The 14,821-nt window shown below is 39.1% G+C and carries 13 protein-coding genes; 7 read left to right on the top strand and 6 right to left on the bottom strand.

All coding sequences use genetic code 11. The features are described from left to right. Positions 1-52 precede the first annotated feature (52 nt). The 4 genes from CVT05_RS09050 to abc-f all read right to left on the bottom strand — a co-directional run bounded on the left by CVT05_RS09050 (position 53) and on the right by abc-f (position 5,453). Complete coding sequence (locus CVT05_RS09050; protein WP_107698551.1) at positions 53-1,498, bottom strand: DKNYY domain-containing protein; 1,446 nt, start codon at positions 1,496-1,498, stop codon at positions 53-55. After that, positions 1,498-3,009: a DKNYY domain-containing protein gene (locus CVT05_RS09045; RefSeq protein WP_107698550.1), complete on the bottom strand. Its 1,512-nt coding sequence runs from the start codon at positions 3,007-3,009 to the stop codon at positions 1,498-1,500. Before CVT05_RS09045 ends, CVT05_RS09050 begins: the two co-directional genes overlap by 1 nt. A gap of 76 nt (positions 3,010-3,085) precedes the next feature. Continuing rightward, positions 3,086-3,520, bottom strand: a complete 435-nt coding sequence (locus CVT05_RS09040) for a hypothetical protein (RefSeq protein WP_107698549.1) — start codon at positions 3,518-3,520, stop codon at positions 3,086-3,088. A gap of 1 nt (position 3,521) precedes the next feature. Next, positions 3,522-5,453: a ribosomal protection-like ABC-F family protein gene (gene abc-f, locus CVT05_RS09035; protein ID WP_107698548.1), complete on the bottom strand. Its 1,932-nt coding sequence runs from the start codon at positions 5,451-5,453 to the stop codon at positions 3,522-3,524. 103 nt (positions 5,454-5,556) lie between these two features. On the opposite strand from abc-f, the gene CVT05_RS09030 reads away from it, so the two are divergent. From CVT05_RS09030 to CVT05_RS09020, 3 genes are all read left to right on the top strand, one after another. Further along, complete coding sequence (locus CVT05_RS09030) at positions 5,557-6,876, top strand: MATE family efflux transporter (protein WP_107698547.1); 1,320 nt, start codon at positions 5,557-5,559, stop codon at positions 6,874-6,876. Then, positions 6,852-7,514 (top strand): M48 family metallopeptidase, encoded by a 663-nt coding sequence (locus CVT05_RS09025; protein WP_107698546.1) that lies wholly within the window; start codon positions 6,852-6,854, stop codon positions 7,512-7,514. Before CVT05_RS09030 ends, CVT05_RS09025 begins: the two co-directional genes overlap by 25 nt. A 72-nt stretch (positions 7,515-7,586) precedes the next feature. After that, positions 7,587-8,072 (top strand): tetratricopeptide repeat protein, encoded by a 486-nt coding sequence (locus CVT05_RS09020; RefSeq protein ID WP_107698545.1) that lies wholly within the window; start codon positions 7,587-7,589, stop codon positions 8,070-8,072. Between the two features lie 116 nt (positions 8,073-8,188). Here CVT05_RS09020 and CVT05_RS09015 read toward each other — a convergent pair whose 3' ends face one another. Both CVT05_RS09015 and CVT05_RS09010 read right to left on the bottom strand, forming a co-directional pair. Beyond that, positions 8,189-10,255, bottom strand: coding sequence for a TRAP transporter permease (locus CVT05_RS09015; RefSeq protein WP_107698544.1), 2,067 nt, complete (start codon positions 10,253-10,255; stop codon positions 8,189-8,191). 83 nt (positions 10,256-10,338) lie between these two features. Further along, positions 10,339-11,280, bottom strand: coding sequence for a TAXI family TRAP transporter solute-binding subunit (locus tag CVT05_RS09010; RefSeq protein ID WP_107698543.1), 942 nt, complete (start codon positions 11,278-11,280; stop codon positions 10,339-10,341). Positions 11,281-11,601: 321 nt separating this feature from the next. On the opposite strand from CVT05_RS09010, the gene CVT05_RS09005 reads away from it, so the two are divergent. The 4 genes from CVT05_RS09005 to CVT05_RS08990 are packed head-to-tail and all read left to right on the top strand — an operon-like array spanning position 11,602 to position 14,813. Beyond that, positions 11,602-12,474 (top strand): phosphate ABC transporter substrate-binding protein, encoded by an 873-nt coding sequence (locus tag CVT05_RS09005; RefSeq protein ID WP_199906750.1) that lies wholly within the window; start codon positions 11,602-11,604, stop codon positions 12,472-12,474. Between the two features lie 3 nt (positions 12,475-12,477). Continuing rightward, complete coding sequence (gene pstC / locus CVT05_RS09000; RefSeq protein ID WP_107698542.1) at positions 12,478-13,335, top strand: phosphate ABC transporter permease subunit PstC; 858 nt, start codon at positions 12,478-12,480, stop codon at positions 13,333-13,335. Beyond that, on the top strand, positions 13,322-14,179 hold the full coding sequence (locus tag CVT05_RS08995) for a PstA family ABC transporter permease (protein WP_107698541.1): 858 nt from the start codon (positions 13,322-13,324) through the stop codon (positions 14,177-14,179). The genes pstC and CVT05_RS08995 overlap by 14 nt, the downstream gene beginning before the upstream one ends. Then, the gene (locus CVT05_RS08990) at positions 14,148-14,813 is read left to right on the top strand and encodes a phosphate ABC transporter ATP-binding protein (RefSeq protein ID WP_107698540.1); all 666 of its coding nucleotides are present in this window, start codon (positions 14,148-14,150) and stop codon (positions 14,811-14,813) included. The genes CVT05_RS08995 and CVT05_RS08990 overlap by 32 nt, the downstream gene beginning before the upstream one ends. The last annotated feature ends 8 nt before the right edge of the window (positions 14,814-14,821 follow it).

Below are 14,821 nucleotides of genomic sequence, written 5' to 3'. Positions count from 1 at the left end.
AAATTTTTATGAAATTTTAAGCTTTAGCCACCAAAAATAGCCACTTTGAAATTTATCTCAAGTCGCTTTTATCTCTCTTTGGTTTTGCAAGAGTTATTAGCACTATGACGACAAAAGCAATGCCAAATGTGATATATAAGATGATCTTTGGGGAGTCATACTCTATCCTCGACCTTGCGACCTCTTCGCCGCTTGTCTCCACTAGTTCGCCGCGTTTTATCATCTCGCTGATATCTTTTGTGCTAAGCTCTTTAGACGCTCTTGTTAAATTTTCTATGACGCTAAAATCAGCCACCTCATAAACGCTATGCTTTATGCCGTAAAATGGCTTTATTTTGCTAAAAAAATAGACCTTCTCGCCGTTTGCATATACTGCGCCATACTCGCCATCTTTTACCAGCCCTATCTCACGCCAAGAGCTACTTGGGGCAAATTTATATAAAGATACTGTTTGCGCCACTAAGTGTCTGCCGTGCCTTGAGCGCCGCCACTCTTCGCCTTGCTGTAAAAAATACGCTGAGCTCTCATCTACAAAAACGTCAGCATAGAGCCTTTTTAGCTCGCCTTTTAGTTGGTAGTCTGAAATTTTAGCTTGTTCGTTTTTCATGCTATCCCAAAAGTAAATTCCATCTTTGCTGGCAAAAAGAGGCCAAAAAGAGTGCACGTTATCCACGCTATAAATGGCACTATAAGGCATCTGCTGAGTGCTAAATTTACGCTCATTTGCAAACACCGCCCCATTTTTTGGTTCAAAAAGATATTCTATGTCGTGCTTGGGGTCGTAGCATATCTGGCGCACCTCATCTGAGTAGCTTGCATCAAGCTTATAAAAGCCTAAAAATAGGCTTTTACCATCTGTGTAATATCCGCTAGGAGCGCCATTTTCTGCCGTGATGTATCTTAGCTCGCTAGGCTGTGCGTCAAGCTTTTCGCCCTTGTAGTAAAGCGTGCCGCCATCTCTTGCAAAACCAGCGTCAAATATAGGCTCTAAATTTGCACTTTCAACCAGCTTTGTCCTATAAAAATATGAGCTATCATCGTAGCTTTTTATAAAGATGTGAGCGACGCTTTTCATGACGGCGATAAATTCATTAAATCCCGCCTTTTTCTTACTTCTAGAGCTGCAATAATAGCTTATATTGCCGTCACTTATATAGCCATTGCCAAGCACTTTGGTGCTGTTTGGATCAAGACCTGGCAAAATTTCTCTAGCGCAATAGACGCTGTTTTTATCAGCCGCCACGTTTGAGTAATCATACGCGTGTTTTAGCTTTAAAACCCTAAAACTAGCCTCATCAACTCCTTGTAGCTCATACTTGCCGCTGCCTGAAATTTGAACATAAATTTTACCCTCTGGTGAGCGGTAAAACTCACTATTATCAATATTTGCAAAGCCTCTTTGATACTCGCCCTCATGCCAGAGATAAAGCATCGCCAAAACAAAAAATAGCGTCAAGATAACTAAAAAATAAACAAATCTAATAGTAATTTTTCTCATTATCTATAATCATCCACCCTTTTTTTAAGCCCACTTTTTTGCTTTTTGTTTTTAAAAATAGCGCCAACTACCGAGACTATGAATGCAATGGCTAAAAATATCCAGTAGGCATATTTTTGCGAGTAATCATCAAAGTCGCTTATCGCATCGATCACCACCTCGCCCTCAGCTGGCACCATAGCGCCTTGATCTACCATTTTTACTATCTCATCAAGTTTTAAATTCTTAACATTTGGGCCATAAGGACGAGTGAGAATTTCAACCACACCAAGGTCGTTTATATCATAAACACTGCTGTTAAAATGCCAGCCGTAGCCGACGTTATCAAAATAATATGTCTTATCGCCATTTGCATAGACCGCTCCGTAGCCATCGTTTCTTACAAGCCCTATCTTTCGCCACTGCTCTTTTGTATCAAGCCTTACGATAAACGTGTGGCGTGAGCTTAGGCCGTGGCTAATTTTTGTGTTGTGCCAAATTTCATAGGTTTTTAAAAAATATGTCTTGCCATCACTTATCACCACGTCGCCATATAGCGGCGTTATCTCGCCTTTAAATGGATCATCGCCGTCTCTTACAAACTCACCCTCATCTATGCTGTTATACCACTGCCACTTTCGCTCCCAGTGATAGATACCGCCTTTGCCACGAAAGAGCGCATGATAGGAGTGCTCATCTTTTATGTTAAAAAGTGGCTCGTATGGGGCAAATTTTGGGTCAAATTCGTGATCGTTTGCATAAACCATGCCAGAATTTGGCTCATAAAGATAGTGAATGCGCCATATCTCGCCGATATCACGCATTTGTGGGCTAAATTTGATCCCTAATTTTGTGCTGTCATAATAGACATTTTCTCCGTCAGTCGTAAAATGTATGCTCTTTCTGCCAGATGCCTGCTCGATGTATCGCATATTGCTAGCATTTGCGCCCTCTAGCTCTTTGCCATCATGATAGACCTTCACGCCGTCGCTTGCGTAGCCAAAGCCCAAGATCGCTGCTAAATTTACGTTATCAACCTGTCTAAATTTATAGATATGAGTTTGCGCTTTTGGAGTGTTAAACATTTTATGTGAGAAGATGTCCCAAAACTCTTTAAGTGCGGATATTTCAAGGTTTGTCTCGCTTTCGCTATCGCAAAAGTATGTTATCTTGCCATCGCCAAAGTAGCCATTGCCAAGCGCTCTAACGCCATTTGGATCAAGCCCACTCATCACGAGATTACCACAATATACTGCCTTATCGCTAGCGCCAACGTTTCTGTTGTCGTATTTGCCAGTGTCAATGTATCTAAATTTACTGGCCCTCACGCCTATTAGTTCAAATTCACCACCACTTGGCACCATGGCATAGACCTTGTCATCTTTGACATAAAAATAGCTATTATTTAACTCTTTACTATCACCAATGTCGTCATCTAAAATAGTAGCTAACCCAAAGATAAAAAAGTAGGTAGCAAAAAATATCACAACTATGGCGATTATTACTGAGATTAGCGGATGTTTTTTTAACATTTTAGCCCCATTTTAAACAAATTTAGCGACCTCATCATGGCGCAAAAACCTTCCATACATTTAAATTTCACAAAACCTATCCAAATATAAAATATCTAAATATCAAAAACTGATAATATACTACTCTAACTACTGTATTTAATAGCCATACGGCAAATAACGCTAAAATAGCTCCAATAATACTAAAATTCTTTAAAACCCCATAATAAATCACCATCAACAAAAAAATAGAAAAATATAAAAACATAATCAAATAAAATAAATTTTTCAACCTTTCATATAAGTCCGAATTTTCTCTATTTGTCGCGATTAGCCTAATTGTCTCTATCTTATTTAAAAATCCAACCTTTTTATATTTTATCCGGACTAGATCGCCTACTTCATATTTTTCTATCTCTGGCGAAAACACCCCGCTAAATCTCTCTTTACCTATCAAAAGGCTCATGCTTGTGGCTAAATTTTGCCTAACAACTCTTCTATTTAGCGCGCTTATCCTACCGATCTTTTTCAAGCTACTCTAGCTCCTCAGCGATCTCAAGCACTTCAAAATACTCATTTTCTAGGCTTTCAAGCTCAGCTTTTGCCTTTTCAAGCTCTTCATAAAGCGTAGTAAGTCCCACTTCTTGATAAATTTTAGGATCGCTAAGCCCCTCATTTAGCTCGGCTACTCTTGCTTCAAGGGCTGAAATTTTATCTGGATATGTGTTTAAAATTTGCGTTTGTTTGTAGCTTAGTTTTGCGCCAGATTTGCTCTTTTGTTTGGCTTCATTTTGGCTATTTGAAAGCTCTTTTTCAAATTTATCAAGCTCTTTCATCTCATCTTCAAGCTCCAAATAGACGCTATACTCTTCGTGCAAGACATTTATCTTTGTGCCCTCAAACGCCCAAAGCTTATTTGCCATCTTATCGACAAAATATCTATCGTGGCTAACTAGCAAGATCGCCCCCTCAAAGCTTTGCAGATAGTCTTCTAAGATATTGATAGTTGCGATATCAAGGTCGTTTGTCGGCTCGTCAAGCACCAGCACGTCGTAAGTTTTAGTAAAAAGCATCGCCAGTGCCACGCGGTTTTTCTCGCCGCCACTTAAAACGCCTATCTTTTTATCTAAAAATTCCTTTGGAAAGAGGAAATTTTTAAGATAGCCATAAACATGCATATTTCGCCCACGAACTAGCACGTGATCGCCGCCATTTGGACAAAATGTCTCTATTAGGCTCTTATCATCATCAAGGACATTTCTAGCTTGATCAAAGTAGCCGATACTCACCTCACCCCTTTTTATCTCGCCACTACTTTGCTTTTCAAGTCCTAGCAAAATTTTAAGTAGCGTGCTTTTTCCACTGCCGTTTCGCCCAACTATGGCTATCCTCTCGCCCTGCAAAACCCTTGCGTCAAATTTCTCAAAAAGCACCTTGCCGTCTATACTTTTGCTTAAATTTTTAAACTCAAAGAGCATTTTTTTGCGGTTTTGGCTCTGCGTTTGGTTGAAATTTTTACTCGCACGCTCAAGCTCTAGCCTCACGCGTCTTATCACACCTGGGTTTTTCTTGGCCTCCTCGCGCATGGCGAGCACCCGCTCTTTTCTGCCCTCGTTTCGCTTTAGCCTAGCTTTTACGCCGCGCCTTAGCCACTCCTCTTCAGCCTTTAGCTGTTTTAGCAGTGTCTCATGCGACTTTGCAAGACTTGCTAAAATTTCCTCTTTTTTGGTTAGATAGTTTGCATATCCGCCCTCGAAATTTTTTAAGCTTGCATCCTCGACCTCAACGCACCTAGTAGCGAGCGCATCGATAAAATACCTATCGTGGCTAATAAAAACTATGCTTTGATTTGAGCTTTTAAGCATATCTTCAAGAAATTTGACCATGTAAACATCAAGGTGGTTTGTCGGCTCATCAAGCAGCAGCACATCTGGCTTTTTAAGGATGAGAGCGCCCAGTGCCACGCGGCGGATCTCGCCACCACTAAGCGAACAAATGGGCCTGTTTTCATACTCTTTTAGCTTAAATTCTTGCAAAATTCGCTCTATTTTGTGCTCAATATTCCAGCCATCTTTTGCTTCTATAAATTTTATAAGTCTCTCTTGCTCTTTTAAAATTTCTTTGTTCTCTGGATCATTTGCTAGTAAAACGCCACTCTTTTCATATTCGCTTATCGCGTCAAATATCTCTTTTAGCTCGTTATTTAGTGCCTGCCTTACGGTAAAAGTTGCGTTAAAATTTGGAGTTTGAGCTAGCATCTCGACGCTTATTAGGCTCTGCACTATGCGTCTGCCACTATCTACTGCCACCTCGCCAGAGATGATCTTCATAAGTGTACTTTTGCCACTGCCGTTTTTGCCGATGATCGCTATCTTTTCATTTTCATTTACACTAAAATTTACAGCGTTTAAAATCTCATTTGCACCAAATTTTTTACTTACGTCTATCAGGTCGATTAATGCCATTTTTCTCTCATTTTTTAAATTTCTCGCGATTATATCAAAAGGGAGCTAAAACCTAATTTTGGCTATAATCGCCAAAAATTTTAAAATAATTAAGGAAAATTTAATGAATTTATCTATGAGAAAACTCGTAGTTCCGATATTTTTGGATATGTTTTTACACTTCATTACGCTTATTATCAACACCTACATGGTGACAAAAGTGAGTGTACATCTAGTTGGTGCAATGGGTGCTGGCAATCAAGTGATGGATCTTTTTATGACCATTTTTAACTTCCTAAGCATTGGCTGCTCGGTTGTCGTTGCCCAAGCACTGGGAGCTAAAAAGAACGATCTTGCTTCAAACGTCATACACGCAAGCATCACGTCAAATACGCTCTTTGGTATCTTCTCAGCTATCGTCATCTACGTCTTTGGCTACAACATCTTAAATTTACTAAACGTGCCAAAAGAGCTTATAAATGATAGCTTCTCATATCTTCACATCCTTGGCTTTGCCCTACTTTTTGATGGTATCGGTATGGTGCTAGCTGCGGTACTTCGTGTTTATAATCTAGCAACTGCTGTTATGCTAACTTCGGTTTTAATGAACGTAATTACGATTTTAGGCAATGCCATCTCCCTTTTTGGCTGGTTTAATCTACCAAATTTAGGCTTACAAGGAGTCGCTATCTCGACACTTGTTGGCAGATTAGTAGGCATTTTTGTGCTAGCTTATATGCTAAGTCAAAAGGCAAAAGTTAAAATTTACTTTAAAAAGCTACTTGTCGTACCATTTGAAATTTTAAAGAAAATCCTCTCAATTGGCCTTCCAAGTGCAGGCGAAAATTTACTCTGGATGGCACAATATATGGTCGCTTTTGGCTTTGTGGCAAGCATGGGCGAGGCTAGCCTTAGCGTGCAGACCATTTACTTTCAGATCACGCTTCTTATCTTGCTTTGTGGAGCGAGCATTAGCGTGGCAAACGAGGTCATTGTAGGACATTTAGTTGGAGCAAGCGAGTTTAACGAGGCCTATACAAGGACATTTAGGGCGCTAAGACTCGGCGTTTTTATAACGCTCGTAGTCGTACTTATAGCTTATGCGCTAAAGCATCAAATCATGGACGCACTAAATTTAAACGAAAATTTACGTGCGATCATGCTACCGCTTTTTACACTTTCGATATTTCTTGAAGCGGGTAGAACCTTTAACATAGTCATCGTAAATGCCCTTCGTGCAAGTGGTGATGCAAAATTTCCACTAGTAACCGGCCTTATCTTTATGTGGGGGCTTTCGCTACCACTTGGATATTTTTTAGGCATCTATCTTGGCTGGGGAATTATCGGCGTTTGGATAGGATTTTGTGCTGATGAGTGGCTAAGAGGTCTTGCAAATACGTGGCGTTGGAGAAGTAAAAAATGGCAAGAAAAACGCCTAGTTTAAAGCAAAAGAGCATAAATTTAGACTTTTATGGGCTAAGCGTTTTAATAAATTTTAAAACAAATGTAAAATCCATGCGTCTAAGAGTTGGCAAGGATGCTAAGATCACGCTATCTATGCCATTTTATAGCACACAAAAGATGGCTCTTAGCTTTCTTGAGATGCACAGAATTTGGCTTGAAAATACTTACAAAAAAGCTCTTTTGAATTTACCAAAAGATGATGAGATGAAATTTCTTGGGCAAATTTATAAGATAAAATTTGATGAAAATTTTAAAGAGCCATTTTTTGATGGCGAGTTTGTCTTTACGCCAAATTTAAAAAGCCTTGAGCGTTTTGTAAAAGTAAGAGCAAAAGAGCTATTTTTAGAGCTTGTGAGCTATTTTCAGCCTTTTATAAACAAACCAATCAAGCGTATAGTCATACGAAATAGCAAAACTCGCTGGGGCAGCTGCAATCACAAAAAGGGCTACATAAACCTAAGCCTAAGACTCATAGAAAAGCCGCTCTCAGCCGTACGCTACGTCGTTCTTCACGAGCTAACACACCTGCTCTATCCACATCATCAAAAAAGTTTTTACGATTTTATAGAAAAAATCATGCCTGATTATAAAAAACAAGAGCAAATTTTAAAAGCGTAATTATTTTTCATCAAGTAAGTGTAAAAATTAATATGCTAAAATCGCATGTTAATTCACAAAAAGGGAATTTCAATGAAAAAAATGATTTTTATCTCAATCTTAGCCACTTGTGCTTTTGCAGGTAACTTTGAAGATGGCCTAAAGGCATATGGGAGCTCAAATTTTAAAGAAGCTTTGGCTAAATTTGAAGCAGGATGTTTGGCAAATGACGTAAAATCTTGCGTAAAAGTTGGAGCGATTTACCAACTAGGAAAAACAGCTCTACCTAATCCAAGCAAGGCCTTAGAGTACTATAACAAAGCTTGCGAAGCTGGTGAGGTTGAAGGTTGCTCGGCAGCTGGTGGACTTTATCTAAATACTGAGCCACAAAAAGCAAGAGAACTTTTTAATAAAGCTTGTGAGAAGAATAATGGATATTCTTGCGAGATGGTAGGTTCTATCTTAATAGAAGCTAAGGAATTTAAAAAAGCTTATGAATTTTTAGTAAAAGGCTGCGAATTAGGCGATAAGATGTCTTGCGAATTTGCAGGCGATCTAAGACGCTCAAAACAACTATAATTTTTAGGCTTACGAGCCTAAAAATTTCTTATTTTATTTATTACACCAATATCCTTGTATAAAGATAGTCTAAAAACTTATATTAGAAATTTAGGCAAGAATGCTCTTGCCTAAGATTAGATTATTTTTATTTGATCAAGCGGCTTGTCTTTAATGCCCCATTGAGTCATAAAAACAAATCCATAAAGCACAGCAGCTACGATATAAGCAGTGTATTCGTTTGGTATAAGATTAAATTTCGCACATATATTTGGCACAAGAGCTAGTGGCACAACAGGGATCAAAAGAATACGCTCCCAGATCCTAAGCTTTGTGACATAGTAGCCTTGAAGTAAGCTTGAAAATGCAAACATTCCCACGATCGCCATACCAAAGACAAGTAAAATTTCAAGCGGATTACTCATCCAGACTATTCCTTTTGAATCAAGCGGATCGCCCTCATTTACGCTTTCTATTAGCATAAGTTTGTTGTTAAAGAAAAAAGCAAATGGTAAGATCGCCGTTCTTAGATCATAAAAGAATCCTTGAACGCCAACAGTTATAGGATTTGCTTTGGCGATACCAGCTGCTGCATAAGCTGCGATACCAACTGGTGGCGTGTCATCAGCTAAAATTCCAAAGTAAAAGACAAAAAGATGCACGGCGATAGCAGGAATTAAAAAGCCATTTTTATGCGCCAAAAATAAAATAACAGGTGCCACAAGGCTTGAAACTACGATATAGTTTGCTGTTGTTGGAAGACCCATCCCTAGTATTAGCGACATCATAGCAGTAAGAAGCAATATCATAACTATATTATCACCAGCAAGTAACTCAACTAGATCTGAAAGTACTTGACCAAGGCCAGTTAGAGAGATAGAACCCACGATGATACCTGCAAGTGCGGTTGCAATGGCGATCGTTGTCATACTTTTTGCGGCTGCAACCATCGCCCAAAATATATCTTCAAAGCCTATTAACACATCATTTATTCCAACTTTTTCGCCACTTGCTAGCTTTTTAACTGGCTCTTGAAAGATCATTATTAAAAATAAAAATCCAATCGCATTAAACGCCGCAGCGATGGCTGACTCTTTTGCGATTAATAGCGTATAAAGCAAAATCAAAATCGGAGTTATATAGTGAAGTCCGCTTACAAAAATTTTAAATCTTGAGTGAAATTCGCTTTGATTTATACCTTTTAAGCCAAGCTTCACACTCTCTAAATGAACGATAAAAAATAGTGACAAATAGCAAGCAAAAGCCGGAATTACCGCTGCCATCATGACATTTGTATATGTCATACCTAAAAATTCAGCGATGATAAAAGCAGCTGCGCCCATGATCGGAGGCATGAGCTGACCATTTACACCAGCTGCAACCTCGATGGCTCCAGCTTTTGTGCGCGAAAGACCGGCTTTTTTCATAAGTGGTATGGTAAATGTACCAACTGTTACAACATTTGCTGTGGAGCTGCCTGAAACCATGCCTGTTAGGCCACTTGCGATGACTGAAGCCTTAGCTGGGCCACCTCTATATTTGCCAAGAAGAGAGAAAGCTAAATTTATGAAATATTGCCCAGCACCTGCCCTCTCAAGCAATGAGCCAAAAAGGACAAAAAGATAGATAAAACTAACGCTAACTCCGATAGGCACACCAAAGATGCCCTCAGTCGTCAAAAACATATGGCCTGCGATCTTTTCAAAGCTGGCACCCTGATGAGCGATGATGTCTGGCATATAAGGGCCAAAGTGATCATATATCAAAAATAATATACAAATAATTGGAAGTGCTGGCCCCATTACGCGCCTGCCAGCCTCAAGCAAGACAATAATCGTCAAAAACGATATGACGATATCTTGTGTGATGTAGTCCCCTATCCTATCAGCTAGCTCATAAAAATAAACCGCTGGATAAAGCACGGCAACAACGCCTACTACACAAAAGACCAGATCGTAAAATGGCAAACTAGAATGTGCCTTTTTATGAAAAGTGACTGGATAAAGCAAAAATACAAGCCCAACCGCAAAGGCTAAGTGTATTGAGCGTGAAATGTTAGTATTTAGCGGAAAATAAGCTATATAAAGCTGAAAAACTGACCAAGAAAAGCATACGATCGCAATGAAATAGTTGTAAAAATTGCTATTTATCTCCCTTGTTTTTACCTCGACAAATTGTTCTTCGTTGTCTTTGACTTCGTTCATCTCTCTCCTTTAAAATTTAAATATATAAATTAAAAATTTGCATATTTAAATTTTATCCAGAGGCAAAAGCCCCTGGAAATGGATTATTTTAAAATACCAGCCTCTTTAAACGCAGCCTCTGCAGCTGGGTGAAGCGGAGCTGAAAGACCTTGAACGAGATCTTCTTTTTTAACTGATTTTAGTGCTGGGTGAAGAGTTTTATACTCATCAAAGTTGTCTAAAATAGCTTTTATCACAGCTTTTACAGCCTCATCTTTTGTGTCTTTGCTAGTTACTAAAACAGCTTTTACGCCAATAGTATTTACATCGTGATCGACGCCATCATAAGAGCCTTTTGGGATGACGCCTTTTGCAAAGTATGGTTTCTCTTTAAGAAGCTTATCGATCTCACTACCTTCGATATTTAGGATATCAATCGGCAAAGATGTCGCAGCATCAGTGATGTTTGCAGTTGGATGGCCGACGACAAAGCTATATCCGTCTATCTTTTTATCTTTTAGTGCGTGTGGGCATTCGCCAACTGTTAAAACGCCGCGGTATCCTAGTTTTGAAACGTCAAAGCCTTTTGCTTTAAAGACTTCAAGTGTGCTCACTTCGTTGCCGCTGCCTGGGTTGCCAACGTTGTATTTTTTACCTGCAAATGAAGCAAGATCGCTTGTCAGACCGCTATCTTTTGCTACAACAAATGCAAGAAGTTCTGGATAGATCGCAACTACTGAGCGTAAATTTTCATCTTTTGCTCCGTCAAATTTGCCAGTGCCGTTAAATTTATCATAGACAACGTCACTTTGAACAAAGCCAAATGTGAGCTCTTTTTTCAAAACGTTATTTACGTTATAAACAGAGCCGCCAGTTGATTGGACTGAGCATTTTACATTAGTATTTTTGTTTGCTAAACGGCAAATCGCTCCACCTATCGGATAATAAGTGCCTGTCATGCCGCCAGTGCCGATACTGATAAATTCTTTTGCTGAAAGAGTTGTTGCTAAAAGCAAGCCAGCAAGTGCCAAAGAAGTAGTTTTCATCTAAGATCCTTTCAAGAAATTTAAGGCTATTTTATTCTATAAATTTAGCTTTTTACCTTATTTAATATGATATTTTCATGCCGTTTTGGTAAAGTTGCAACCATTCTACACAATCAAGACTTAAAAAAATATTTTCTTAAGATTAAATTTATATTTCTTTATTAGTCAAAATAAATTTGATAAACCGGCTATTTAAATATCATTTTTTATTGTATAATCCACCACAGTTCTAAGTTTTAGAAAAACTGTTGCAAATTTACAACTAATCAATAGCTTTTACAAATGTTAATAACAATCAAAAATTTATTTATGGAGGAATTCATGAAAAAATCACTTATGTTGGCTACTTCTATGCTGCTTTTATCTCTAAATTTCGCTTCTGGCGCGGATGAGAAAACGCAAGTTAGCTTTAGTGGCTCATCTACTCTAGCTCCGGTCATTGCTAAAATTTCAACCGACTTTATCGAAAAGTACGAAACTTGGGATAAAGTAGATAGCTCTTTACCAAACAAAAACATCACCATTTTCGTCTCAGCTGGCGGCTCTGGCGCTGGCGTAAAAGCCGTGCTTGATCATGTCGCTGACTTTGGCATGCTAGCTCGCGATATAAAAGATAGCGAAAAAGCAAAGATCAAAGATATGAAAGCCTATACGCTTGGCATAGACGCACTTTGCGTGGCTGTAAACCCAGAAAATGAGGTGATAAAGCTAAAGGGCGGAAATTTGAGTAAAGACGAGATCGTCAAAATTTTCTCAGGCGAGTACAAAAAGTGGAGTGACCTTGACAAATCCCTACCAAATGACGAAATAGTCGTAGTTACAAGAGATCTTGGTGGCGGTGCTCACGAGGTTTTTCAAAAAAAGATCATGAAGGATGTCAAAGTTAGCAAAAACGTCATCCAGTCACCATCAATGGGCGCACTTGTTTCAAAGATCATCGAAAATAAAAACGCCATTGGCTACGCATCTTTTGGTATCACAAACCAAAACAAAGGCAAGCTAATACCGCTAAACGTTGACGGTGTGGAGCCAACTGTTAAAAATATAGTTGATGGCAAATACTACATCTCTCGCCCGCTCATCATCGTAAAAAGTGGCAATCTAAGCAAGAGCGAGCAAATTTTTGTTGACGTGCTAAATTCGGCCGAAGGTCAAAAGACTATCGAAAAAATGGGATTTATACCAGTAAAATAGCCAATGACAGGGCAAATTTTTAAAGGCGCGATATATCTTTTTACACTTTTATCCGCCATGCTTTTGCTTTTACTCGTGGGATTTTTACTGCTAAATTCCACGAGTTTCTTTGCAGAAGTAAGCCTTTTTGACTTCTTGCTAAACAGCGACTGGGACGTTAGCACAGAGCCTTTTAGCTTTGGGCTGTTTAATATCCTAATCGCAAATTTCGCAGTTGCGTTTTTAGCTTGTATATTTTCATTTTTTATCTCGCTTGGCGTTACTATATTTATATGCTTTTTTGCGAGCGCCTGGCTTAGGCACGTGCTAGACTGGATGATACGAATACTAGCTGGCATACCATCTATCATATATGGATTTTTTGCGCTTTACACGGTTGTAAAAATTTTAGAGTCAGGGCTAAAAATGTCTGCTGGCGAGTCAGTTTTGGCAGCTAGCCTCATCCTTAGCGTCATGATACTGCCCTTTTTTACCTCGCATTTGCTCCAAAGCGTGGGTCTGCTAAAGCAAAATTTCAAAACAAACTCAGACGCGCTTGGCGTAAGCACGGGATATTTTATAAGAAAAATAATTTTAAGAAAATCCATGAAAGCTAGCATTTCAGGCTTTATACTTGCATTCTCAAGGGCAGCTGGCGAGACGATGGCTGTGATGATGGTCATAGGCAACACCCCGCTTTTTCCGCACCTGCTCTCAAAAGCTCAGACCATACCATCTCTAATAGCCCTTGAAATGGGCATGAGCGAGGCTGGCAGCTTGCACTATCACGCTCTTATTGCAAGCGGATTTGTCCTGCTTGTTTTTATATTTATGCTAAATATTTTTATCTTTAAATTTGAGAAAAACAATGAACGCTTTTAAAGATCATCTAGTCAAATTTTACGCCTATCTTTGCGTATTTATAGTGGTTGCGATGATATTTTGGATATTTTATTTCATCTTTACAAATGGCGTCTCTCAGATAAATTTAGACTTTCTGACTAAAAATCCGCAAGGTTTAAATTTAGGTGAGAGTGGCGGCATAAGAGACGCTATCATAGGCTCATTTTTGCTGATGATACTATCTATGATATTTTCTGCACTTCTTGGCGTTAGCTGCGCCATTTATAGACAAATTTACTGCACTTCTAGTAAGATCAAACTTGGACTTAAATTTATCATCCAAACGATGGCCTCAATACCCTCTATATTGCTTGGGATGTTTGTTTATGGGCTTTTTATCGTTAGTCTTGATATCCCAAAGAGCCTGCTAACAGCTAGCATTACGCTTGCTTTGATGGTCTTTCCATTTGTTGAAGTTAGCACAGAAAAGGTGATCTCGCAGATCGATGAAAAGATGTTAAGAGATAGCTTCGCGCTTGGTGTTGATAAAGATTTCATGGCTAGAAAGCTTGTTTTGCCAACTATTAGAAAAAATATAATATCTATTTTAATACTTGCTGGCAGCTACGCCATAGGGGCAACTGCGCCACTACTTTTAACTGGAGTCGTCTTCATGGCAAAGGCAGAAGGCCTGCTCTCGCCGGTCATGGCACTACCTTTTCACCTGCACATGCTCCTAAGCCAGTCAGTCGCAACGCAAAATGCCTACGCTACAGCGCTCGTGCTCATTTTTATGTTGATCATTTTGCACTTGCTTTCAGCCGTAGTTTTATTTGATATAGGAGAGAAAATTGCCAGATATTTTAAGTATAAAAGATCTTAGTATCTTTTACCAAGATAATGAAATTTTAAAAGATCTAAATTTAAACGTCGCCGAAAACGAGATCATCTGCTTAATGGGCAGCTCAGGATGTGGTAAATCGACATTTCTATCAGCGCTAAATGGCTTTTTGGAGCAAAAGGGCGGCAGATATAACGGAGAGATCCTATTTAAAGGCGGAAATATCAAAAATAAGGGCGAAATTTGGCTAAGACGAAAGCTAGCCATACTCTTTCAAGACGCCACGCTCTTTCCTTTTAGCGTCGAGAGAAATTTGACCTATGCGATGGAATTTTATGAGGGCAGCATAAAGGATAAGCAAAAAAGAGTAGAGGAGCTATTAAAAAGCGTAAATTTACTGGGCGAAATAAACGACTTAGATATGCTAGCTAACAAGCTCTCTGGCGGTCAAAAGCAAAGACTTTGCATCGCAAGGATGCTAACTACAAAGCCTGAAGTGCTCATGCTTGATGAGCCTTGCTCGTCACTTGATATGAAAAATGTCTTGATCGTAGAAGAGCTTTTAAAAAGCTTGTCGCAAAGATACACCATCATCATCACCACGCACAATGAAGAGCAGGCAAAAAGGCTTGGCGGCAGAATAGTTCGCATCGTAGATAAGAAATTTACATTTTAAAAGAGCTA

Origin of the sequence: Campylobacter concisus (genome assembly GCF_003049705.1) — a bacterium.
GTDB classification, from domain to species: Bacteria; Campylobacterota; Campylobacteria; order Campylobacterales; family Campylobacteraceae; genus Campylobacter_A; species Campylobacter_A concisus_AR.
This window is presented reverse-complemented; position numbering and strand designations above follow the sequence as displayed.